General features: G+C 60.5%; 21 protein-coding genes. 3 read left to right on the plus strand and 18 right to left on the minus strand.

Features of this window, described 5'->3' with window-relative positions:
- The first annotated feature begins 141 nt into the window (after positions 1–141).
- Entirely contained in the window at positions 142–1,878 is a 1,737-nt protein-coding gene (locus FJ398_06595) for an alkaline phosphatase family protein (GenBank protein ID MBM3837620.1), read from the plus strand.
- Between the two features lie 243 nt (positions 1,879–2,121).
- Here FJ398_06595 and FJ398_06600 read toward each other — a convergent pair whose 3' ends face one another.
- The gene (locus FJ398_06600) at positions 2,122–2,334 is read right to left on the minus strand and encodes a hypothetical protein (protein MBM3837621.1); all 213 of its coding nucleotides are present in this window, start codon (positions 2,332–2,334) and stop codon (positions 2,122–2,124) included.
- Entirely contained in the window at positions 2,298–2,621 is a 324-nt protein-coding gene (locus FJ398_06605) for a type II secretion system protein (GenBank protein MBM3837622.1), read from the minus strand. Before FJ398_06605 ends, FJ398_06600 begins: the two co-directional genes overlap by 37 nt.
- 243 nt (positions 2,622–2,864) lie before the next feature.
- On the opposite strand from FJ398_06605, the gene FJ398_06610 reads away from it, so the two are divergent.
- Positions 2,865–5,372, plus strand: a complete 2,508-nt coding sequence (locus tag FJ398_06610) for a bifunctional YncE family protein/alkaline phosphatase family protein (GenBank protein ID MBM3837623.1) — start codon at positions 2,865–2,867, stop codon at positions 5,370–5,372.
- A 273-nt stretch (positions 5,373–5,645) separates the two neighbouring features.
- Positions 5,646–6,752, plus strand: coding sequence for a DNA-protecting protein DprA (gene dprA / locus FJ398_06615; GenBank protein ID MBM3837624.1), 1,107 nt, complete (start codon positions 5,646–5,648; stop codon positions 6,750–6,752).
- A gap of 46 nt (positions 6,753–6,798) precedes the next feature.
- On the opposite strand, the gene FJ398_06620 is transcribed toward dprA, so the two are convergent.
- From FJ398_06620 to FJ398_06695, 16 genes are all read right to left on the minus strand, one after another.
- Positions 6,799–7,383: a TonB-dependent receptor gene (locus FJ398_06620; GenBank protein ID MBM3837625.1), complete on the minus strand. Its 585-nt coding sequence runs from the start codon at positions 7,381–7,383 to the stop codon at positions 6,799–6,801.
- On the minus strand, positions 7,268–8,188 hold the full coding sequence (locus FJ398_06625) for a TonB-dependent receptor (protein MBM3837626.1): 921 nt from the start codon (positions 8,186–8,188) through the stop codon (positions 7,268–7,270). The genes FJ398_06620 and FJ398_06625 overlap by 116 nt, the downstream gene beginning before the upstream one ends.
- Positions 8,189–8,686: 498 nt before the next feature.
- Positions 8,687–9,685, minus strand: a complete 999-nt coding sequence (locus FJ398_06630; protein MBM3837627.1) for a 2-dehydro-3-deoxygalactonokinase — start codon at positions 9,683–9,685, stop codon at positions 8,687–8,689.
- Entirely contained in the window at positions 9,682–10,425 is a 744-nt protein-coding gene (locus tag FJ398_06635) for a bifunctional 4-hydroxy-2-oxoglutarate aldolase/2-dehydro-3-deoxy-phosphogluconate aldolase (protein ID MBM3837628.1), read from the minus strand. Before FJ398_06635 ends, FJ398_06630 begins: the two co-directional genes overlap by 4 nt.
- Positions 10,426–10,842: 417 nt before the next feature.
- Positions 10,843–11,805 (minus strand): alpha/beta hydrolase, encoded by a 963-nt coding sequence (locus FJ398_06640; protein MBM3837629.1) that lies wholly within the window; start codon positions 11,803–11,805, stop codon positions 10,843–10,845.
- 50 nt (positions 11,806–11,855) lie between these two features.
- Positions 11,856–12,065, minus strand: a complete 210-nt coding sequence (locus FJ398_06645; GenBank protein MBM3837630.1) for a hypothetical protein — start codon at positions 12,063–12,065, stop codon at positions 11,856–11,858.
- A gap of 348 nt (positions 12,066–12,413) precedes the next feature.
- Positions 12,414–13,439, minus strand: a complete 1,026-nt coding sequence (locus tag FJ398_06650) for a class I SAM-dependent methyltransferase (protein ID MBM3837631.1) — start codon at positions 13,437–13,439, stop codon at positions 12,414–12,416.
- 162 nt (positions 13,440–13,601) lie between these two features.
- Positions 13,602–14,285, minus strand: coding sequence for a DUF1349 domain-containing protein (locus tag FJ398_06655; GenBank protein ID MBM3837632.1), 684 nt, complete (start codon positions 14,283–14,285; stop codon positions 13,602–13,604).
- A gap of 259 nt (positions 14,286–14,544) precedes the next feature.
- Positions 14,545–15,948 (minus strand): peptidase, encoded by a 1,404-nt coding sequence (locus FJ398_06660; GenBank protein MBM3837633.1) that lies wholly within the window; start codon positions 15,946–15,948, stop codon positions 14,545–14,547.
- Positions 15,945–16,685 (minus strand): proteasome subunit alpha, encoded by a 741-nt coding sequence (locus FJ398_06665; GenBank protein MBM3837634.1) that lies wholly within the window; start codon positions 16,683–16,685, stop codon positions 15,945–15,947. Before FJ398_06665 ends, FJ398_06660 begins: the two co-directional genes overlap by 4 nt.
- A complete protein-coding gene (locus tag FJ398_06670) occupies positions 16,682–17,455 on the minus strand; it encodes a proteasome subunit alpha (GenBank protein MBM3837635.1) in 774 nt (257 codons plus the stop codon). The genes FJ398_06665 and FJ398_06670 overlap by 4 nt, the downstream gene beginning before the upstream one ends.
- Entirely contained in the window at positions 17,452–17,622 is a 171-nt protein-coding gene (locus tag FJ398_06675) for a ubiquitin-like protein UBact (GenBank protein ID MBM3837636.1), read from the minus strand. Before FJ398_06675 ends, FJ398_06670 begins: the two co-directional genes overlap by 4 nt.
- Positions 17,623–17,634: 12 nt before the next feature.
- Positions 17,635–19,155, minus strand: a complete 1,521-nt coding sequence (locus FJ398_06680; GenBank protein MBM3837637.1) for a peptidase — start codon at positions 19,153–19,155, stop codon at positions 17,635–17,637.
- Positions 19,156–19,238: 83 nt separating this feature from the next.
- Positions 19,239–20,948: an AAA family ATPase gene (locus FJ398_06685; protein MBM3837638.1), complete on the minus strand. Its 1,710-nt coding sequence runs from the start codon at positions 20,946–20,948 to the stop codon at positions 19,239–19,241.
- 56 nt (positions 20,949–21,004) lie between these two features.
- Positions 21,005–22,024, minus strand: a complete 1,020-nt coding sequence (locus tag FJ398_06690) for a WYL domain-containing protein (GenBank protein ID MBM3837639.1) — start codon at positions 22,022–22,024, stop codon at positions 21,005–21,007.
- A gap of 236 nt (positions 22,025–22,260) precedes the next feature.
- Complete coding sequence (locus FJ398_06695) at positions 22,261–23,406, minus strand: transcription termination factor Rho (GenBank protein ID MBM3837640.1); 1,146 nt, start codon at positions 23,404–23,406, stop codon at positions 22,261–22,263.
- Between the last annotated feature and the right edge of the window lie 191 nt (positions 23,407–23,597).

A 23,597-nucleotide genomic window follows, 5' to 3' on the forward strand; every position in this document is an offset into this window, starting at 1 on the left:
TTTTTCGCCAGACTTCGTTGCTTGCTCCTTACAGATCCACTTCGGGATATGCTCGTCGCTCGCGCCTCGTCTGGCCGAAAAATCCCTTGCCGCGAACGTGAGCGTATTTATGAAATGGACCACTTAGGGTCTGTCTGAAAACTGTCTTCTGGGTGGAACAGGCCACCGGCCTGTTGCGGCGGGCTAACAGCCCGCCGGGCCTTTTGGCGGCAGGTTGCCGCCAAAAACGGGCTGGTAGCCCGTTCCACCCATTTTTCAGACAGGCTCTTAATCAGGTTTCAGGTTGACCCGAACTCAGACGTTCCCAAGAATCGCGCGGTGTTGCGCGTTCGATTCGCTCTCTTTGCCCTCTTTCTGGCTGCATTTTCCTCACCTCAGGCTTTGGGCGCAGGTAAAGCCCGCCACGTCGTGGTCCTGGTCTGGGATGGAATGCGCCCGGACTTCGTGACACCGGAGTTGACGCCGACGCTCTGGCACCTCGCTCGCGAAGGCGTGACCTTCGAAAATCATCATCCGGTTTTCCTGAGCGCAACGGAAGTGAACGGAACCGCCATCGCCACTGGCGCCTATCCCAGTCGCAGCGGCATTGTGGCCAACCGCGAGTACCGTCCGGAGATCGACCCGCTCAAACCGTTCGGCACGGAGGCACGCACGGCGGTGCGAAGGGGCGACGAACTTTCCCACGGCCATTATCTGGACCGGTTCACCGTTGCGGAAATTCTCCAGCGCAAAGGACGCCGAACCGCGATTGCCGGAGCGAAACCGGTGGCGTTGCTGCACGACCGCGCGGACCGCGAGTCGATCGCGTCGCCCAATCCCAATCTTTACGAAGGGCAGACTCTGCCGACGAACCTGCTGCAAAAGATTGTCCAGCTCCAAGGCGCATTTCCAGCCGTCGAAAAACCAAAGACCAAGCGGGACAACTGGACCACGCAGGCTTTGATCGGCCCGTTGTGGGAACGCGAAGTCCCTGCGTTCTCTTTGCTCTGGCTGAGCGAGCCGGATTATTCGCAGCACGAAACTGGGCTGGGCTCGGAAACGTCGCTGGCGGCGATCAAAGGCTCGGACGCCAACCTCGCCGCGGTGCTGCGCGCACTGGAGGCGCGCGGAGTTCGCGACAAGACGGACATCTTTGTCGTTTCCGACCACGGCTTCTCGACGATTTCGCGCAAGATCGATGTCGCGGAGTCTCTCAAGAGAGCCGGCTTCAACGCTTCGCGTGAATTCAAGTCGCCGCCGGCGAAGGACGACGTGGTGGTTTCGAGCAACGGCGGCTCGGTGCTGCTTTACGTCATTGGCCGCGATGCCGGGACGATCGATCGCATCGCGCGCTTCCTGCAAGGCGAAGAATACGTCGGCGTCATTTTTACGCGTGACCCGGTCAAAGGCGCGTTCACGCTGGCTCAGGCGAAACTTCACACGGCTAATCCTCCAGACATTGCGTTCGCGTTGCGCTGGACGGCCGAGAAAAACACCAACGGCGTTCCCGGAATGGTATTCTCGGACGATCCGAACCGTTCCGCCGGCCAGGGGATGCACGTCACGCTGAGCCCGTTCGACATGCACAACACACTCATCGCAGCCGGCCCGGATTTCCAGCGCGGGATCGTCGATCCCCTTCCGACCGGGAACACTGATCTTGCGCCGACGATTCTGTGGATCCTTGGGGTGAAGCCTCCCAAAGCAATGGATGGACGCGTGCTCAGTGAAGCCTTGCTCAACGGGCCCAAGGGAAAGCCGCCCGTCCTCAACAGAATCGAACGCCTTGAAACCCGCCGCGAGCAGGAGGGGTTTACCTGGCACCAATACCTGGTCTGCACCGAGGTCAACGGCGTGGTTTATTTTGAGGAGAGCAACGGTTTCACGACGCCGAAGTGATGGCGCCGGCATGTCCGCGCTCTGCAGTTCGGACAAAATCTACGCCCTGGCCGGAACGATTCAGATCGGGTGGGGAGCGCACGCGCCCCCGCGTGCCGTGGTCGGCGCCCTGGCCGACTCCATCCAATCGGACCGAACCGTCCTATCCAGTGCGAGGGTTTCAACGACGATCCGGCTGGCGAGGCGCCAGTCGGCACACGCGAGGGCGCGTGTGCTCCCCAGTTCCAACGAAATCGCCGCGGCTCAGCGCGTCACCGAGGCATGCGACAGAAGCCAGCGCAAGTCCGGGTTGTCGGACGAGGGCTGCCGGTGCTCGTGCCATTTGATGGAGCCGGTGTCCGGCGCGCTGCAATCGGGCGTTCCGAGTGTCCGATGATCGGTCCACGTCCGGGCTTCGACGTGGCTATCGGCCCACGCGATCAGCCCTCGCCCGTTGTGGTGGCTTCCTGGAAACATGAAAAACTCCGCTGTTGCACCCACATCGAACGCGAGGGTTCGCCGCCGCCGCGCACGTACCCATTCTGGACGAGCCAGTCGCTGTTGTCGTCGGCATAGATCACCCACGTCAAAGCGAGTTGACGCTGGTTGTTTTGGCAGACGGCGCGCCAGGCATGCGCCTTGGGCTTTCCCACCGCCGGCAGGACCAGTCCCGCCAGAACGAGGAGGATCGTCACGACGATCATCAATTCGATCAACGTGAAGCCGCTCGCCCGCTGCCGGCGCGAATCGTTGACTTCGCTCAACGCGCAGAATCTCGCCCTTTACCCGCCGCCCTCCTCGGTCCTCTCCCCACTCGTTCCTCGCGGGGAGAGGAAGAAGACGAAGAGTCTCATTTCGCCTAATTCAACGGCAGTAGCTCCGCCCGAGCCAGGCGTCGCATGGTGATTGGTTCGCGAGACCCTCGCCCTGCTTCCACGGAGGAAACACCGAACGTTGAACTTTCAACCTCCGGAGGCTTCGTGCTACAAACAAAGCCGCCATACATCATGAACTTCCCGAACTCCACTCCCCTCGTTCTAATTGCTGCGGTGTTCCTCGCGACGCCCTCCCTTGCCGCCGACAAGAATCCGGTGCGGCAACCATCCGAGGACGTGAATAGCCCGGCAGTGCGGTCGCGAGCGGGACTTCAGCCCAACGAGAACCTGCTCTTCAGTGGCTGGGGAGTCACCCCGGCCGGCCAACACGCCGCGATGAGCGACATGGCTTTGAAACTCGTGGTCGCTCCTGACAAGGAAACGCTGGTTGCTGTCAGCGGCGGATTCAGCAATCACGGCGTCACGTTGCTGGACATCACCCAGCGCCGCGTGACTCAATTCCTGCAGCTTACTCAATCCTGGAATGGACTGGCTTTCAGCCGGGATGGCGGGCGCTTTTTTGTTTCCGGCGGCGACTCCGGTTTGATCCACGTTTTCAACTATGCCGATGGCAAAGCGGCGCTTGAGAAATCGGTGTACCCCTCGCCGGAGACCAACGCCATCTTCCTGGCTTCGATCACGGTTCACCCTGCCACCGGCAAGTTGTACGTCTGCAACCTGGGCAATCATGAAGTTTGGGTCCTGAACCCGGCCACGCTCGCGATCGAAGATACGGTCGCCGTCGGCCAATATCCGCATTCGTGCGCGATGGGCGCGGATCAACAACACCTTTACGTCAGCAACTGGGGCAGCCGAAGCGTCAGCATCGTCGATACGAAGAAGAACCGCCGCGTGCGGGACCTTACCGTCGGGTTGCGGCCCAACGACATGACGGTCGCGCCGGATGGGCGTTTGTTCGTTGCTTGCGGCGGGGACAACATCGTGCACGTTATTCAAACCAAGGCCGTGGAAACGCCGGGAGAAGCGCCCAGCCCCGCCCGCCGTTTGTGGGAAGGCACGCGCGAAGTGATTTCCACGTCGCTTTACCCGCAATCCCCAGAAGGCAGCACGCCCGACGGCGTCGCGGTTTCGCCCGATGGCCGGACGCTTTTTGTCGCCAACGCCGACAACAACTGCGTCATGGTCGTGGATATTTCCAACACGCTCTCTGAGGAAGCGCGGCGGAATCGCGAATCGCTGTCCGTCGTGGAAGGCTTCATTCCCGTGGGCTGGTATCCCACGGCTGTCGCGGTCAGCCCGGACAACAAAACGATGTTCGTCGCGAACGGGAAAGGCCTGGCCTCGCGTCCGAACGTTCCGCCCCAGACGAGCGACCCGCGCAAACTCCACAAAGGGCCGGCGTATGATTACATCGGACGCACGTTCGAAGGCTCGATCTCGTTTATCGACCGCCCGAACACCGCGCAAATGGCCGCGCACACGCAGCAGGTCCGACGCAATTCGCCGTACACGCCGCTGCAATTCCATCTCGCGCCGGTCCGCAGCAACAGCGTGATCCCGGATCAAGTCGGCCAGCCTTGTCCGATCAAATACGTGCTCTACATCATCAAAGAGAACCGCACGTACGACCAGGTTCTCGGCGATATGAAGGACGCGCAGGGCAAGCCGATCGGCAACGGCGACCCGAATCTCACGATTTACGGCGAGGCCGTGACGCCCAATCACCACCAGATCGCGCGCGAGTACGTCCTGCTCGACAACCTTTACTGCAACGGCGAAGTCAGCGTCGATGGCCACAGTTGGTGCGATGCCGCCATCGCCACCGACTACAATCAGCGGTCCTGGATCATTTCCTATTCCAAACACGGCAAACTCCCGGGCAACGAGGAAATGGAGAATCCCGCTGCCGGTTACCTCTGGGACCTCTGCAAACGCCACGGGATTTCTTTCAAAAACTACGGCGAAGGCGCCCAGCGCGTCCCTTCCTCCAACCGCGGCAAATGGACCGGCGCCCGTGACATGGACAAAGTCAAATGGTGGATCGCGGACTTGCAGCGCGCCGAGAAGACCGGCGTTCTCCCGCGCTTCACGATCATGTCGTTGGGGGAAGATCACACCCGCGGGACCACGCCGGGCGCATTCACGCCGGAAGCTTGCGTGGCGAGCAACGACCTCGGGTTAGGCCGAATCGTCGAAGCCGCGACGCGCAGCCGGTTCTGGCCGCAAATGGCGATTTTCGTCATCGAAGACGACGCCCAGAACGGGCCGGACCACGTCGACGCGCATCGCACGGTCGGATTTGTCATCAGCCCTTACGCCAAACGGCGCTTTGTCGATAGCACGCTTTACACGACGGCCAGCATGATCCGCACAATAGAACTCATCCTTGGCTTGCCGCCGTTGACGCAGTATGACGCCGCGGCGACGCCGATGTTCAACTGCTTTCAGCGAACGCCCCGGAGCACGCCTTACACGGTGCTGATGCCGAAGGTGAATTTGTTCTCTAAGAACACGGAGAAGTCGCCCTTTGCCAAAGAATCCAGGCGCATGAATTTTCGCGATTACGATCTGGCGCCCGAAGACGAGTTGAATCGCATTCTCTGGTACGTGGCCAAAGGGCCGGACGTCCCGTACCCCACTCCCATCCATCGGGCCATCTTCACCGGGCCGGCTGAGTAAGCACTGCGTGATTTTGGAGTTGAGAGTGTTTTGAGTTGAGAGTTGAGGAATTTCAGTGGAGGTGGGGCCCTTGAGCGAGGTAGCGCAGGCTTTCGAGCCTGCGGGTTCACGGAGCTTTCCAGCTCCGTTGCGCGAGCCGCGCCGCGAGGGGACTGGAAAGTCCCCCTGACCGGCAGGCTGGAAAGCCTGCCCCACAAGCCAGTGAGATGCGCGTGCGCCCCAGTGTGCAATTCCTTGTTGCCGCGATTTCGGAATTCCGTTACTCAAGAGCGCATGAACGCCAAGGAAGCGTTGATCGCGCTCAACATGATCGATCACGTCGGGCCCGTCCGGGTCCGGCAACTCCTCGAACACTTCGGTGAAGCTCCGGCCATTCTGGCCGCGTCCAAGAGCCAATTGCTCAAAGTTCGCGGCGTCGGCGAGGAAACCGCCGAGGCGATCTCGCGCTGGGAACGCAGCGTGGACCTCCAGGGTGAATTGAGGCGAATCCCCGAGTTCGACTCCCACGTCCTCACGCAAGCGGATGAATTGTATCCCGAACTCCTGCGCCAGATTTACGACCCGCCCATTGTCCTCTACGTCAAAGGGCGCCTGACGGAGAAGGAGAAGAACTCCGTGGCCATGGTCGGCTCGCGCCTGACCACGCACTACGGCGTGGAGGTCGCCCGAAAGCTGGCCTACCAACTCGCCTACGTCGGCGTCACCGTGGTCAGCGGCGGCGCGCGCGGGATTGACACCGCCGCGCACCAGGGCGCGCTCAGCGGCAAAGGCCGCACCATCGCGGTGCTGGGCACGGGCATCAATCTGGTCGTGCCGCCGGAAAACGCCGAACTGTTCGAGCGCATCGCCGCGAACGGCGCGGTCGTCACGCAATTCCCGTTCAATCGCACGGCGGACAAGCAAACGTTTCCCATCCGGAACCGCATTGTCGCCGGCATGACGCTCGGCACTGTGGTCGTCGAAGCCAATCTCACGAGCGGCGCGTTGATCACGGCGAACATGGCGGTGGATTACGGCCGGCAGATCTTCGCCGTTCCGGGCCGGATCGATTCGCCGCGCAGCAAAGGCTGCCACGAGTTGATCAAAAAAGGCGCCAAACTTTGCGAAGGGGCCGAGGATATTCTGAGCGAGTTCGAATATCTCTTCCCGCCATCCAATCGCCCGCCCTCGCCCAATGAAACCGGCTCGCTGCCCGCGCTGGAGTTGTCCGACAACGAACAAAAGGTCTATGGGGCGCTCGACACCGAGACGACGGCGATCGACGACGTGATTCGGCAAAGCGGTTTGCCGGCGTCAGCGGCGTCCGTCGCGCTGCTGAGTTTGGAAATGAAACGGCTCGTCAAACAACTGCCGGGGAAGCTTTTTGTGAGGAATCAATGAAATGTTACATCGTTGCAAAGTTCAATTCGCGTCTGGCTTACCAGGTTCAAAACCGCAACGTCAGCTTCGCATACACCGCCCGGTCCACCTGCACGTTGCTCGAACTGACAATCTGCGGCGCCGCCTCGCGGTGGTGCGGGTCGAGCACGTTGCGGCCGATGACGACGAGTTCGCAGTTGGCGGTGGGTTTCCACGCCAGTCGCGCGTCCAGAGCGGTGTAATTCGGAATCCCCAGCCCCCGCCGATCATCTACGTAGCGCAACCTCATTCCCCATTCCACCTTGCGCCCCAAATCCATGTCTGACCAGACAAAGAATTGCTGCTGGGGATCGTAGGTCTCGCCGTCTTCAGAAAAAGATCGAATCGGGCCGCGCGTGTGGAAGTTCTGTTTGAGAAAACTGTAGCCGCTGCGCAGGCGCCAGGCGTCCAGCGGTTGCCAGACTGCGGACACTTCAAATCCATAACTCTCGGCGTAAAGGTCGTTCTGATACGTGGCGGGAATGAACAGGTGCGCTTCAGGCGCAAACCGCAAACACGCCGAACGGAGACGAAGAGAGCCGGAACACCTGGCCGTCCATCTCCCCGTAATAATAGTCCCCTTGCAGAGTTGCGGTGTTGGCCTCGGACGGATACCAGTCCAGCCGGAATCCCCCTTGCGACCGCCACCAGGCGTCGCCCGCGGCGCGGCCGTCGGTCAGGGTGAATTCATCCCGGTTGGAGTATTTCCCATAGACGCGGAAGTACACGTTGGTTCCCAACTGCCCGCCATAACGCACCGTTCCAAAGCCCCGCTCCTCTGCGCCGCCGCCGCCGCTGATCAGCGTTCCCTGAGTTTCATTCGCCGGCCTGGTCATGATATTGATCACGCCGTTAACCGCGTTGGCGCCCCACAGCGCCGCGCCTGGGCCGCGGATCACCTCGATGCGATCGATATCTTCCAACACGGTGTCGGTCTCCTCCCAATAAACGCCGGAGAAGGTCGGGGTGTAAATCGAACGCCCATCCATCAAGACGAGAAGTTTGTTGGCGAAAATGCTGTTGAACCCGCGCACCGTGATGGCCCATTGATGAGAATTGGCCTGCGCGACTTCCATTCCGGGCACCGTGCGAAACAGCTCCGGAATCGAATTGATGCCGGAACGCCGGATGTCTTCCGGGCGGATCACATAAATGGCCGCCGGCGCGCTCGACAGACTCTCGCTCCTTCGCGAGACCGTGGTGACCTTGATTCGCCCCAGATCTTCCAGACTCACCTGAAGCAGGTCGGCATTCGGAATATCCACCGCCGGCGCGTCCTCAGCCTTCGCGAGGAGGCATGCCAGCACAGCCAGCACCAGCGCAAATCGAACCAGCGGACTGGCGAGGTTTGGCACTGCAATCGTCCGGATGGCTCGCAGACCGCGGTGAAATTTGCTCAACTCACTTATTGGACCGATTTAACGATTTAACCTTGTCACGTTGGAACGCCGTAACCATTCGGCTGCGAAGTTGCCGTGCCGCGTCCGTCGTCTAGAAAACGTGATCATCGCTGTGCCCTGCAGGGGCACGGGCGATCCTACTTGGCGGTAGGAAATTCGCCAGACAGGATTCATCCTTGGAAAAGCAGTTGGGCCCACCAAACACACGAAACACCCAAAAGCCGAACGGATGCCAGAGAATAGATCCTCGCCCAACCGGTGGCCGCATCCTGAGTCCAATCCTTTTCCTTTCCTGCCTTTCGTGGGATCAACCGCCGCTTTAGGGTTTATGAGCCCACCGGTGCTGTAACAGGAGGTAACAGAGTTAACGGAGGTCGCTTCGGATCGTGCGCCGCTTCACAAGTTTCTCCCCGACTTTGGTTGCGGCTTACCGCGGTGGGTCTATCTGCGGTCCAACAGGGTGCGCTCACTTGCCCTTGGTCTCCGTTATCTCCGTTAGCTCCTGTTGTATGCCAGTTAACCCAACGCCGTTGGTTCCGCCACGACGCGCAACCCGGCGAGCAATGCGGCTTCAAGTTCGGCTGCGGAAGTTGCGGTCGCGTGAATGGCGGATTTCTCCAGCGCGTTTCGCCATGCTTCTGCCACCGCCCCGCTGCCCGTAATCCGGACGCTGGCTCCCGATGCGATCACGCCTCGCCGGAGCATCGCTTCCAAATCCGCGCCGACAAACCCGCCGCTCAAAAACGAAAGCCGTTGGTCCGGCGTGCCGATCCGATTCAATTCGAGCAACCGCACGCAAAACAGCGCGCGCGCCAACCCTGACCGGCGTTGCTCCTTGATGCCGGCTTCACACCAATCCGCGTCAATTGACGACGGCCGCTCGCGAGGCACGGCACTGGCCAGAATCGTCTGCGTCTGCGTGGCATGAATCAATTCACCCGACAGTGAAGTCAGACTCGAATCGATCCGCCCGTGCCCGTCGAGGTGAATCGCTTTCCAGTGCGAACCCACATTGAGCACCGTCGCCGGCGGCTGAATCAAACCCAGAGCCACCAGCCCAAGGCAAAGCGTCTCCTCACCGCGCATCACATCCACGTCGCCGATTGTCACTAGATCCACAGAACGTCCGCCGCAGCGCACGCCTGGAACCAACCAGATCGGCAATTCGGTAACGTCCTGAAATTGAAATCGACGCATCGCAGCGGCCAGCTCCGTCTTGCCCGCCGGAGCCGGGACGTGGGGAACCTCGGCCAATCCCAGCGGCGACGTGATCATGCCCGCGGCCAAAACGCAGCTCGGCCTCGCATTCGGGCCCTTTTCCCGGACCGTTTGAATCAGATCGCGCAGACCAGCTCTGATCCGGGCCGGCGATCCATCGCGTGCCGAGTCGCGCACGCCGATCCCCGCCTGCGCCCGAGCCAGGACTTCGGCGCCCTGCACCAGCCAGACGCGAGTGTTCGTCGTGCCCATATCGACGCAGACGGCGCATGCCGGCCTTGCCGAGTGGTCAGTCATGATTTGAGAAATGTAACCTGAGGCAACCTTGAGCCCTTCACAGCCGACGTGAAGGCTCGCGCGCGTTCCCGTAATCTTTCCAAGCCTCGGTCGCTTTGAACGTCCTTCCCCAGCAATTCGGAGCCAGCGCCCACAGCCCACGCGCCCAATGCTAAATACGTCCGTGTCGTCTCCGGGGTGATCCCCCCGGTCGGAACCAGCCGTACCTGAGGCAACGGGCCGCGCATCGCTTTCACAAAGCCCGGCCCCAGGCATTCCGCCGGAAAAACCTTCGCGGCATCCGCGCCGGCTTGCATCGCCGCGACCACTTCCGACGGTGTGAAGCACCCGGGAAATGAGGCGAGTCCGCGCCGCTTGGTGGCGGTAATGACGCGCGCGTCGCAATTCGGCGATACGATGAACTGCGCTCCGACGTCCGCGGCTCGGTCAACTTCCTCTGCCGCGAGCACCGTGCCTGCGCCGACGGCCATCTTCGCCGAGAATCGCTTCGCCAGCCGCAGGATCGAATCCAGCGCTCCGGGAGAATTGAGCGTCACTTCGATGGCAGTGATCCCGGCGTTCAAAACGACCGCCGCAATATCCTCTTCCCGTCCGCCGAATTCGCCACGCAAGATGGCGATGATCCGGCCCGCCTGAATGCGATCGAGAATCTCAGTGGAGTTCAAGGGAAGCTTTGCGGTTTTTCGGACGCGGATGGACACATGAACTGGTAAGGACGCGTTCCACCGCGTCGCTGAAATACATCTTCTGACATGGCCACGGCGTCCATGAACCCACCCCCAACGCTTCCCAGGAAGGGAGCCCTGTTCGTCGCGTCTAAATCAAGTTCCCCTCCTGGGAGGGGTAAGAGGCTGGGTTGGTTCCTGGGAAGTGTCCTGTTCCGTTCGAACCTGCACTCGGCCCATGAACCGTTCGGATTCCCCCTCACCCGTCCTGCGGACACCCTCTCCCCCACTGGGGGAGAGGGATGGGGTGAAAGGGTTCGGTTCATGGGAAGTTTCCTTGGCCCAGAAGCCATGCCCATGGCCCATGAACCGAAAACTGCGCGGACCGCAGCCTTCAGGCTGCTTCCGTGCACTCTCCGGAGTCGAGCGTTGAAGCGGCCTGAAGGCCGCGGTCCGAAGAGACGGTTCATGGGAAGAAGAATCCATCCGCTTTCAATCGGCCAGCGGTTTGCGCGGTTTCAGATGCCTCGCGAAGAATTCGCGGACCATTCGGGTGAGTTCCGGGCCGCCGAATCCGTGGCCGGCGCCCTTGACTACATGGAACGTCACTTCCACGCCCGCGCTCTTCAACGCCGCCTCAAGCAATTCGCTTTGATTCATGGGCACCAGCGGATCCCTGTCGCCGTGCATGATCAAGAAGGGCGGATCGTCACGGCTGACGTACGTGATCGGATTCGCGCGCGCTGTCTTTTCCTTGTTGTTCTGGATCGGTCCACCGATCAGGTGCGACTCCGGAGAGTCTGCCGCGTCATGATCCATGCTGCTCCCGGCCTTGTTCATCTGCGTAAAATCGGTCGGCCCGAACCAATCACATACCGCCTGGACCCGGCTGGACCACTCGAGATGCTCGCCCTTCTCAAACTGCTTCGCGTCTCCGGCCGTGCCGAGCAGGGCCACCAGATGACCGCCCGCGGAAGATCCCCAGACACCGATCCGGTCGGCATCGATTCCATACTGGCCGGCGTTTGCGCGCAGCCAGCGGATCGCCGCTTTGCAGTCCTCGATCTGCGCCGGGAAAATCGCATGCTGACTGAGGCGATAATTGATGCTCGCGACGACGTAGCCTTCCCGGACAAATGAGAGAGCCGGACACGTATCTTTGCTGCCTGCACGCCACGCACCCCCGTGCACCCAAACAAGCAGAGGCAATTGGCGCCCTTCCTTGGGCAAATAAAGATCCAGTTTCTGACGCTCGTGTCCACCCGGAACGTATTCGAGATCGCGGAAGGTGCGCGCCCCGTCCGGCAACGCGGGTTGAGTGGGCGTCGGACGGCCTTGCGGGTTCTCCCTTTGCGGCGCTTGGGCGGCGGGCTGGTTGGGCCCCGGCTTCTCTTGGGCCGCAACAGGAGTCGAAAGCAGGACCCCCAGCACGCTGGCGAGTAGTCTCCATTTCATGTGATCGGGCACGCGCAAAAGTTGTGATCTCTGGTCTGGAGGGAGCGGCGTCAAGCCTTGCTCTTGAATCCAAGCAGGCGCGCCGGCAAGCAAAGAATGGCCCGGATCAGTCCAAAGACTCCTTCCACGACGAAGAAGATCAGCCTGAAAGGCAGCAAGGCGAGCCAGACCACCGGGAACACGACCACAGCCAGCAAGGCCAGCGGCCAGCAGACCAAGAACAACAGGCACCAGAGAACGAAGCCAATGAAGATTTTCATTTCAAAACCGTCCGTTCGTTGAACCACGAATTCTTGTACTTGAGCGGCACACTCACGCCGCTCGCAACACTTTAACACATCTGGCGTCAAACTTTCTTCAACTTTTTTTCACAGACCCTAACTAAGTCGCGATCCGGCTTTGTCGCGGATCCAGTTCCCCTCCTGGGTGGGGCGAAGGGGTGGGTTCGTTCATGGAGAGTTTCCTGTTCCTTTCGGACTTGCACTCGGCCCATGAACCCGGTAGGGCGAGTCCGTCCCGGCGAGCCGCTCGACGTGCGTGGAATACGTCCGACTCGGCTCGCTGGGACAGGCTCGCCCCACCGTCTCGTTCATGGGAAGTGGCTGCACTCAACGCTCCGCCGCGGTGGCGAAGAAGGTGTAGGCGTTTTCATTGTGCGTCTCTTCGCAGCCGATCCTCCATTTCAAGAACGTGCCGAGATGGATCGGTTGAACCACGAAGCCCTGTTGCTCGAACAACGCGCCGGTCCGCGCGAGGCTGAGCGTGTTCCAGTGATAATCCTCGACGGCTCTGACGAGGTGCTCGGCTTCCTCATGCATGTTGAAGAAGCCCAGGCAAAGCCCCTCGCGTGTGACACGGCCGATTTCTCCTGCAGCCCGATCCAAGGCCGCAATTGACAAATGCTCGAACAGGTCGTGGACCAGACAGAGATCGAACGTTTTGTCCGGCGCCTCCACTTCAAAGATGTTCCCGAGATCGAACCGGGTTTCGGGAAACATCGCGCGGGCATTGCGAATGTTTTTTTCGCACAGATCGCAACCGAAGTAGTCCACCAGCCGCGCGAGGCCGAACGAGTGCAGGAACCGGTAATCGGTGGCGGAACCGCAAGCGGGTTCGAACACCCGGAGGCCGCGCGGCGTTTCATTCTCCAGCGCCGTCCACCAAATTCGCTCGAAGGTGGAGAGCCGTTCATCGGCAAGTCGCGACCCGGTTTCCGTCGGCCTCGTTGCGGACAGCGTCTCATGGATGTACTGAGGAACGATCCATGCATCCACAACCGCCGGCAAGCGCGCGAAAGTTTGGGAAAGAAAGGCCGGGATGGGGAGGCCCTCGGCATTGTCGGCTCCGCGCTCCAAGGCGTAGAGCAGGCTTGCGAAATCCTCGAAGCCGCCCGGCTTTTTGGCGAGCTTCAGCAGCCAGTTCATGACGGCGCCAAAGCGGAGTTCATGTTCCATTAGGAGCGCGAACTGGCCGCTGAACAAAGCCTCGATCAGGAAGTGCCGCGTGAGAATGCTCTGGAGGTTGATCCGCGGGTCCTCCACGCCGGAAACGAGATAATCCCGGAGCATCTCCTCGTCATGCCGCATCCACGATTTGATCAGCCCCGCGGTTTCTCGGCGTAAATCGTCGTTCATCCTGGAAAAGGCAGTTGAACCCACGAAACTCACGAAACTCACGAAAACCAAACGAGCGGGGATCTCTTCCCTGGCAACTCGACCGGCGAGTTCTCTGTGGTTCTACTCCATCTCCTTTCGTGTTTTTCGTGTGTTTCGTCGGCTCAACTGCCGCTTTGCGGTTCATGGTTTGCGCGCGGAGCCAGGCTCCTGCGCCCCGAGCCGAACAACGCGGAAGTCGGTGAGGCGCGCCCAGTGCTCGACTCCAGCCGGGCCTTGATAACACTGCAGGCTGATTTTGGCCGGGCCGCGCGCAGGCAAGTCGCATTCGCCCGCGGTGCGCCAGGCTTCCGCGTCGGTGGTGCGGAACTGCCCGCGAATTCGTCCACCGCTCACCAGGAATTTCAGCCGCACAACCGGCGACAATTGCGGGATGATAGCGATCGTGCGCGTGCGGTCGCCTTCCTCGCGGCCCATGACGATGCTCAATCGACCATCCACGAGTTCCAGCCCGATCTTCACCATGTGGCTGTCATCGTAATACCAGACGAGATCGACTTGTTCGTATTGCTCCGTCGGACGGTTTTCGACGTTGACCGAAACTTCGATTTCGCCCTTGGCCGCGTCCGGCGCGGCGCGCACCAAAACATTTTTCGCGTTGTTGGCTGGTCCCCACATATTGCCGGGCTCGATGCGCACTTCGAGTCCGCGCGGCGAGACGCGCCGGGCTTCGCGATGCTCGCGCACCCAGGACCAGCCTTCGCCGAGCTTGCCCGCGAAATCGTCCTGGAACAGCACCTCGTCCGCGCGACAGGCCGACGTCACAAAAACGGTTAACCCAACAAGGAATTCCAAACGAGCTGTCATGGACTCATGTTAGACCCGATGCGAGGAATCCGAAATCGGAAACTCACCGAACTCTGCCACCGGAGTTTCTCTCTCGCCCGCGACCAAGGAGTGGGGGAGGGTTGGGGTGAGGGCACCCGTTTCCGCTTATCGCGGACCTACGACGCACCTCCTCTCCCCGGTCCTCTCCTCCTCCGTCATGGAGGAGAGGGAGTTTCGCCGTTGAAGATTCGGGCAGTGTGCGGATGGGCCCTCGCAGGATACGGGAAGGGGACTGGAGTTATCCCCGCGTATTATTCAGTTGCCGGCACCAACTGGCGACGGTGTCGGTCGAGGCTTCAAACGGATTCAGCAAATTGAGCGAGCTGATGCCTTCGGCGTCGATCACTTCCCAATCGACGAAATAGCGAATCGAGTGATTGCGGAGCTGCTGCATGATGTGGGAACGAATCTGGGCGCGCGTGTTCGTCGGCGCCCGCCGCGTCGCTTCCGAGATGTCAGCGCTGGTGATCTCCCACGGCGGCGGCGTTTGCGCGAGCGCCAATCCCAGATTGCGCGCGGGATCGACGTGATGAAATTCCAGATCCTGCGCGCGCAGCCAGGGATCGACCCACGCGATCTTCTCCCGCTCGACGAATTGTTGAAACAGCCAGCGTTTGGTGACCCAATCCACTTTCCCGACCAGCGCCTCCGGTTGCTTGCCCAGGGCAGTCAATGTTTCCTGCCAGACGTCCAGCACCACGTTCGTCTCTTCGTCGCGCCCGCTGAATTCGCTTCGGGCGGCTTCGTAAAACTGAAAGAGCAACTCCACGGCATTCTCGGTGCGGCCATCGGACAGCGTCACGATCCAGGGGCCGTCCGGTTGGTGGGAGATGCCGCGAAAGCTCAGCACCGCGTCCGCCAGCACCATTTTGGGCATCCGATCCAATTCCAGGAGGTCGAGCACGAGCGAAGTCGTTCCGACTTTCAACATCAACGTCGTCGGCAGCACGCTCGTGTCGCCGTGCAGCAGATGCAGGCGGCGGTACTTGCGGGCGTCGGCGAGCGGTTCGTCGCGCGTGTTGATGATGGCGCGGTTGAATTGGACCCATTCGAAGAGATCGTTGTTGATGTAGTCCGCGCGCTGGCTGATTTGGAAATAACTGTCGGCGCCGGGCCGGATCAGGTCTCCGCGCAATTCGGCGCCTGGCGTGGAACCGACACGCCCCGCGCCGCCGTAAAGCTGCCGGAGCGTGAGAAACGCGAGCAACGACAAAACGTTCGCTTCGGTCAACGACGGAGCGGAACGCCGCACGAGGTAATTCTCGTGGCAGCCGAACGTGGCGCCGGAGTAGTGGTCGATGTTGTTCCGAATGAAGCTGACGTGATCGTGCAGCCGCAAATCCTTCAGCGCTTGAACCAAAATGGCATCGCCCGCGCGGTCGTAGCGCAGCAGATCGATCAGAGACAGGCATTCGGGCGTGCAGTATTCCAGGTGCCCCATATCGACATAGGCCCGTCCGCCATTGAACAGGAATCCGCCGTTGCCCGCCGGTTCGTCCCAGTCGCGCTGGTGCATGTCGGGAAGGCCGAAGCGGGCGCGATCAAAAATCCAGTTCCGGACCCGCCCCACAGCGCTGGGCGGGCCGGACGGATCGTTGGTCAAACATCCGTATTCGGTCTCGAGACCTACGACGCGATTCATAATCCGATTTGCTCCAAAGGCAGCATTTCAAAGCGGGCCAGCCGCGGGCTTTTCCGCGCCAGCCAGCCGATCTCCACGATTTTTCCATTCACGGCGGCGCGCCAGCCGGCTCGGCGTTCCTCCTCGGAGGGAGGATTCTCCGTGAAAGACTTATGCTCTAGCAAACACCACCAGACCTGAAGGAGCAAGTCCGCCAACTCGCGTCTCTCCCTTTTGCCGGCCGCGTTTTGGCTCAACCATTCCAGCGCGGCTTTCTCCGGCTCCGGAAGGCCCGCGGCCAAAATGATTCCTTGTGTTTGGTACTGAAATGCGCCGTCGAAATGGAGACGAAACAGCAAGTCGTGTCCCGGTTCGGCGCCGACTTCCACGAGCAGCAGTTCCACTAAAAAGGGCGCGCTGTAGATTTGCTCGAAGTGCGTCTTCAATTGCGGACTCAGCCCGAAGCTGACCAGCCGGCGCAAACTGACATCCTCCGGCGCGCGCGTGAACGCTTCCAGGTGCGCGGCGTCGATCGCCGCCTGGCGAATTTTCTCCATGTCCGCCGGATGCCCCAGGCCCGCCAGCGCGTGCCGGTCAAAGAGCTCGAAGACCTTCGAATTGCCGGTGCCGATGCCGAGGAGAAGAATGCCGTCCGGCAAACTCGCGGCAAACACGGGAGAGCCGCTTTTGATCTGCTCGCGAACGTATTCGCGGCGGTTCTCAATGGCCTCCAGCCAACGATAAGGCTCTTCGGTCATGCGCGCAAAAATCCGGCTTGCTGCTCCGCTTCGATTGTTTCCACGCCGGCGGAACGGAGCACTTTGATGGTGGCGAACGTCCGCGTCTCCGGGTTCACGCCGCCGGTGGCGGAATCGAATTCCGACGCGACCATGAGCAGGCGCAGGGCGAACTGCACGGCCTGGGGCAGTTGCATCTCCGAGGGCTTTGGCCCGCCGTGCCTCTCCTGAAAACTGAGAATGCTTCGGATGGTGCCGGAGCCGGAACCGGAAGCCGCGTAGCCGACCGCGTGAAACTGCGCGCCCAGCGGATCGTAGAAATAAATCTTGGCGCGAGCTGGAGCAGTCGCGTGGTCCAGACCGGCAAAGAGCGGCATGACGACGCCGATGCCTTGCATTGTCATGGGAAGGTTCTCGCGCAGCAGCCGCGCCAGCGCCCGGACTTTGGCGGGCAGACTGAGCGGCTGCAATTGGCTTCGCCGATAGTATTCGAAGGAAGTTTGCAGCACTCGCGCCATTTCGAACGCCGTGGCCGGCACTCCCGCGATGGCGAGAAGCGAGGTGGCATCGATCTCGATGACTTTGTCCACGCGATCGGTGACGATGATGTTCCCGGCAGTGGCCCTGCGATCGCCCGCCATCAAGATGCCGTCGGCGAAATGGAAGGCGAAGACAGTTGTGGCTTGAGTCTGAACGGGAGCGGAAAGAGAAACATCGCCTCGCAGCGGCGGCACCTGGCGGGCCGCGAGCAAGGAGAGAAAATCGCCGGCAATCGGCGCGGGATCGCTCATTGGCCGGTGCGCTGTCGGTAGCGCTTGGCCTGATCAGGATCCACCTTGCGCATCCGCTTCAGAAGTTCTTCGACATTGGGTTTATCGACCTTGGGTGCGCTGGGGCCATCGCCGCCTCCACTCGGTCCAGGGGCGACGGGACGAGTTCTCTGAGCTTGGTCTGGCATAAAATCTACTCGTTAACTTGCCACGTTCCCGATGATTCGCAAATCATCCGGAGAATGGGCGGCGTCGATCACTCGAGCATATTCCGCGACGTCGCCCGGTGCGAACAAATCCATCAGCGAGATTCTAATGGGACCATGCGTTCCTTGCAACGTAATGTGATCCCACTGGGCGGAGATCACCGCCGAAGCGAATTTCTGGATGCACCGGCCCCGCACGTAGGCTCGCGTCGAAGGCGGATGCTTGACCGCGGCTCTCACTGTGCTCTCTTCCGGAACGCCCTGAAAACTGTGCGCGTGTTCCAGGCCGTAATACAAGCCTTCCGACCGGTCGAGGCGGTGATACTCCAAATCCAGACTCTGCAACCACGGATCATCGTCCGTAACTTTCTGAGCGGCCTGAAACTCGCGGACCAAAGCCAGCTTCGCGACCCAGTCCAACCGATCGCGGCATTTCATGAAGTCCGTTTCCAGATCGTCCAGCACGCGCTCCCAATCCTCAACAAGCTGCCGCTTTTCCGGGTTCGTGAGATCGCAGCCATCCTTCGCTGCCGTGAGATATTCCCGCTGAATGGACACGGCGGTTGCTTTCGCTCCACCGTCCAGCAATGTCTCCCAGCGAAACGCCGGATCGCGGGAAATCGTCGTCAGCCCGGAGAGTGGATCTGCCAGTTTGGGGTAGAGGCGCTTGGGATTCATCACCAACGCTTCCAGGGCCAGCGCCGTTGTTCCGACCTTCAAACGGGTGGCGAACGGCGACATGTTGGCGTCGCCCAAAATGACGTGAAACCGCCGGAACGTTTTCGGATTCGCGTGCGGCTCGTCGCGGGTGTTGATGAGCGGACGCCGTTGCATGGTATCGACGCTCTGAAGTTCGCTGAAGAAATCGCTCCGTTGCGAGATTTGAAATCCTGGCGACAGAAATTTGTCTTCCGCTTCGACGGCAAACTTCCCCGTTCCGGCGAAAATCTGGCGCGTGACCAGAAACGCCTGCATCCCGTGCGCGAGGATTTCCCAGGGCAACGCCCGAGGCAGAAGATAGTTCTCGTGGCAACCGTAGCTGTGTCCAAAGAAGTCCGTGTTGTTTTTGTAGAGCCGAACCGCGCGCTGGCGCTTCTCCGAGAGATGCTGGGCGCACGCCATCAGAATCCGCTCGCCGGCGCGGTCGTGCGCGACCAATTCGGCCAGGGTTCGGCATTCCGGCGTGCAATACTCCGGGTGCGCATGATCGTTGTAGAATCGCGCTCCGTTGCCGAGCACGAGATCGCTCTTGATTTCGACGAAACTCAGTTCGCGCTCAGCGTCCTGGGCAAAGTATTTCGCCTCGTCGGTGTCCTGGCGAAGCTCGCGAACGCGAAAGCCCCGCATGTCCACGTGCGGATCTTCGCTTTCATAATCCCAGCACATCCAGACGCCGGGTTCGGTGGCGCTGCGGACCAGGGCGATCGACTCGGCCACCACGTCCACTTCGCCGTCGTGCTCGGAGGTGATGCCGAACTCGGTCTCCAGTCCAAATTGGATGATGGGGGAGTTCATGCGGAGTGCCGGGACGCAGAGATCGGATTCATGCGCTCCAGTGAAATCGTCGCAGGCGGTCTCGGCTTCACGGAGCGACTCGCCTAGACGATGCCGCTGCCGAGCGACTCGCTTTTGCGCGGCCGCACCGGGCCCAGACGAACGACATTGTCCGGGTCGAAATCAGTCAGTTTCAGCCAGTCCTCAGTCAGGTCAGTCGCCGGGAACAGGTCATTTTCCGCGTATTCCTTTTCCAGCGCTTGAAGCAAATCCTCCCGTGTCAAGGAGGTGGGCAACTTGGTCTCGATCGAGCGTTTGATGGCCAGACTTTTGGCGCGTTCCACGACGACGGCAATGATAGCGCCGCTGGCCAGGTCGCCGCGGTAAAGCATGTCTTTCTTCCCGCTGCGATAGACGACTTCCAGGAACTGATTCTCTGGGGTGCGATTGAACTGGGCTTGCGTCACGGCCGCCGCCAGGTCGGTTTTCGGTTCAGCCAACGGCAAGCTCTCCCGCAAGTAGATTTCATAGATGCGTTGCGAACCGGCCAGGTCAGGCCGGCGCACCTTGATTTTTCGATCGATGCGGCCCGGACGCAGGATGGCCGGATCGATCAAGTCGGCCCGATTCGATGCGAGGATCACGACGACATTCTGGAGCGGTTCGATGCCGTCCATTTCCGTGCAAAACATCGGGACGAGCGTGCTGAGAATGCTGTGGTATCGTCCGGCGCGACGCGTGCCCAGAATCGACTCGGCTTCGTCAATAAAGAGGAACGCCAGCGCCCCGTCGTTGGCGCGTTCCCGGCATTGCGAGAACAGGTCGCGAACTTGCCGCTCGGATTCGCCGACCCACATGTTCAGGATTTCCGGCCCTTTGACGTGCAGAAAGAATTCGGGATGATCGACGCCGGTTTGAGCCTTCACTTGTTGACGGAGATTGTAGGCCGTTGCTTTTCCAAGCAACGTCTTGCCGCAACCCGGCGGGCCGTAGAGCAGAAAACCCTTCGGCACAGAATGCTCGAAGCGTTTGAAAAGGTCGCGGTGCAGGAACGGCAGTTCGATGGTGTCGCGGATCGCTTGCACCGCTTCTTCCTGACCGCCAATCGCGCTCCACGGCAATTCGGTCACCGTTTCGAGGGAACGCTTGACGCGCTTGCCGACGCCGACCACTTCCAGCGCGACGCGCTGGTTCCCGTCGAGACGCACTTCCAAACCCGGACGCAGTTTTTCTTTGGCCAGCAATGCCGAGCGTTGGAGCACCAGCGGCATCAAGCCGCTTTCCTGGCCGATCCGCAAGCGTCCGTCCGAGAGCAATTCGTCCACGCGGACGATCGGGCCGTTGCGATCGAACCCCAGTCCCTGGACGACGGCGAATGCCTCGTTGCAGAGCACGCGCTGGCCGAGCTGCAAACTGGAAAGCGGGATTTGCGGATCGACGCGGCAGACGTAGTCCGTGGCTCCGATGCAGACGTGCGCTTTGTCCGGTTCCACCGGCATGAGGAACGTGCCGACGCGATAGGCCGGGGACCGCAGTTTCTCCACGATCGCATCCAGTTTCTGGATCGCTTCCTGGGCTTGATAATTGGTTTCTTCGATGGAGGAGACGCGTTCCCGCAGATACACCATGTCGAGGATCGACGGATGACGGGGCGGGAGTTTGCTGATGATGAGATCGACGATTTGCAGCGTGGAGAGCTTTTCCATCTCCTCGTGGGAAAGCAAATCGCTCAACGGGCCTTGGCCTTCGGTCGCGCCACCCGGAAGTTTGTTCAGCGCGGACGGTGGAACTGACTTCTTTTTAGGCTCAGCCATGCCAAGAAATTAACCTGCTGTTGAACTTTTGCAAATAGTCGCTGCGGCAAATCGCACTATTTTTTGCGCGCAGGACGCAACGGGCGATTCCGCAAGATGCGCAGCGCGGCCTGCCGCACCGACGCCGCGAGCTCCGGCGGCTCGATTACGACGGCCTGTCCGCCCCAGGCCAGAATCCACCGCTGGACTTCCACCAGGCTGGAAAGTTTCAGAGACAATTCGACGCCGCCCTCGCTCAGCTCCCGCAACCTCTGCGAGGGATGCCATTTCTTTTCACGAATATAATCGGCCACGAGTTCGCTGAATTGAATTCGAATTTGGTATTCGCCGCTTCCCGCGTGGATGCCAAAACTGTCCTTCAACCTTCGCTCGAGCGAGAATCTCGCCGGGCGAACGAATCGCTGGCCGGTTCTCTCCACGGCCTTGATGCGTGCCGGAACGAACGTGCGGATGTCGCGGCGGAGATGGTCGAACCCGAACAGGAACCACTCGCCGTTGACGTTGGCGAGATGATACGGATCCACGGTTCGGCGCTCCGTGTTCTTCAGGCCCGGCTTCCGATACGTCAGCACGACCCGTTCGCGTTGCGACGTGGCCTTGGCCAGCGCATCAAAGATCTCAAGGTTAAGAATCGGCTCGGCGCTCGTCCGAAACGAAATCGTCTGCTCCCAGTCCGCCAGATTCAGCGAGACGGTTTCCGGCAGCGAAGCCGCCATTTTCTTAAACGCGCTCAGGAGCGGTTTCTCGAAACTTGTTCCGCGATACTGCTGCAGCGCTTTCTCAGCGACCAGAAGAGCAAAAAGCTCGCCTTCCGTGATCTGCAACGTTGGGAAAGATCGAACCTCCTGCGTGTAGTAGTATCCATGCCGGATGGCGTCGTACGCCAGCGGCAATTCCAGCCGTTCTCGCATGAACTCCAGGTCCCGTTGGGCGGTCTTTGAGCTGATCTCCAGCTCCAGGGAGAGCGTTTGCGTGTTGGGAAAAGTTCCTTCCTGAATCGCCTGGTGGATGCGAAGCATTCTCTCCAACGGCGCGCGGTAAAGGGGCTCCGTTCTGGCTCGCTCCGGTTTCGTCATGCCGAATTCGCGGAACTCACCCTAAGGGAGCGGCCTTCAATTACAAGCGCGGAAGATCCTCGTGGTTTACCTTGGCCGTAAACCTGGGGCGAATTCAGCCGTCGGGACTTGCGCACTCCAAACACAACCCCGCCGGCGAACTCGGGGTCATTGTCAAATCTCCCTCCGGAGGAGAACCGAGCGAAATGTCCAAACCAGCGCGCGGACAAGCTGTCCGCGCTCCTTCTTGAAACCCCTTAAACCAACTTGCTCAGCAACTCATCGTTCGTCTTGTGCTTCTTGAGGGCGGCAATCAGCGTTTCCATGGCTTCGACCGGATTCAGATCCACCATCATGCGGCGGAGCTTTCGGATCGCTTCGATGTTTTTCGACGGAAACAACTTTTCCTCTTTGCGCGTGCCGCTCTTGGGAATGTCAATCGCGGGGAACAGGCGGCGGTCGGAGAGCTTCCGGTCCAGAATCAATTCCATGTTGCCGGTGCCTTTGAACTCCTGGAAAATCAATTCGTCCATCCGTGAACCGGTATCGACGAGCGCCGTGGCCAGGATCGTCAACGACCCGCCTTCTTCGATCTTGCGCGCAGCGGCGAACATCTTGCGGGGTATTTCCAGCGCGCGCGCGTCCACACCGCCCGTCATCGTCCGGCCGCTGCCGCCGTGCACGCTGTTGTAAGCGCGCGCGACGCGCGTGATGGAATCCAGGAGCACGAAGACGTCTTTGCTCGCTTCGACCATCCGGCGACAGCGCTCGATCATGAATCGCGACAGCCGGACGTGTGTTTCCAGGTCCATGTCATTGGAGGAGGCGACCACCTCGGCTTTGACCGAGCGTTGAAAATCCGTGACCTCTTCCGGGCGTTCATCAATGAGAAGCACGAGCACGTGCACTTCCGGATGGTTGGCAGTCACAGCGTTTGCGATCTGCTTCAAAATAGTGGTCTTGCCGCTTCGCGGCGGAGATACGATCAAACCGCGTGTGCCTTTGCCAATCGGGGTGACCAGATCGATGATCCGGGTCTCGATCAGGTCCGGCGTGGTTTCGAGGAGGAATTTCTCGTGCGGGTCGATGGTGGTGAGATTCTCGAACCGCATGGCCTTGGTGTATTCGGAGAACGGCATGTTGTTGACCTTCTCCACCTCGCGCAGTTGCGGACTGCTCCCGCGGTGCGGCGGTTGCGTCGGCCCGTACACCAGGCAACCTTCGCGCAGGAAGTTTTTCTTGATCGTGTCCGGCGTGACGAAGATGTCCGTCGGTTTCGGTTGAAAATGATTCTCGGCCGAACGAAGAAAACCGAAGCCTTTGTCGGAAATCTCCAGATAACCGGAACCGCGTTCCTGGTTTGTCTTCGTCGTCGTTTCAGTCGCAGTACTGTTCGTACTCATATCGATGCTCTATGGTGTTCAAGCGGTGTCTGTCCCGATGCGGTGACCCAGTAATGCAGGCGCTTGAAATCTGAATTAGGGAGAACCGCAGACCCGAAATTATTTCATGTTACCCGACAAGGGGCCCAGCGGTTAGACCTGTGACACGCGGAATCTAAGCGCAAAGCCCCGCCTGTGCAACAAATATTTTC

The sequence above is a fragment of the Verrucomicrobiota bacterium genome, assembly GCA_016871535.1.
Classification (GTDB): domain Bacteria; phylum Verrucomicrobiota; class Verrucomicrobiia; order Limisphaerales; family SIBE01; genus VHCZ01.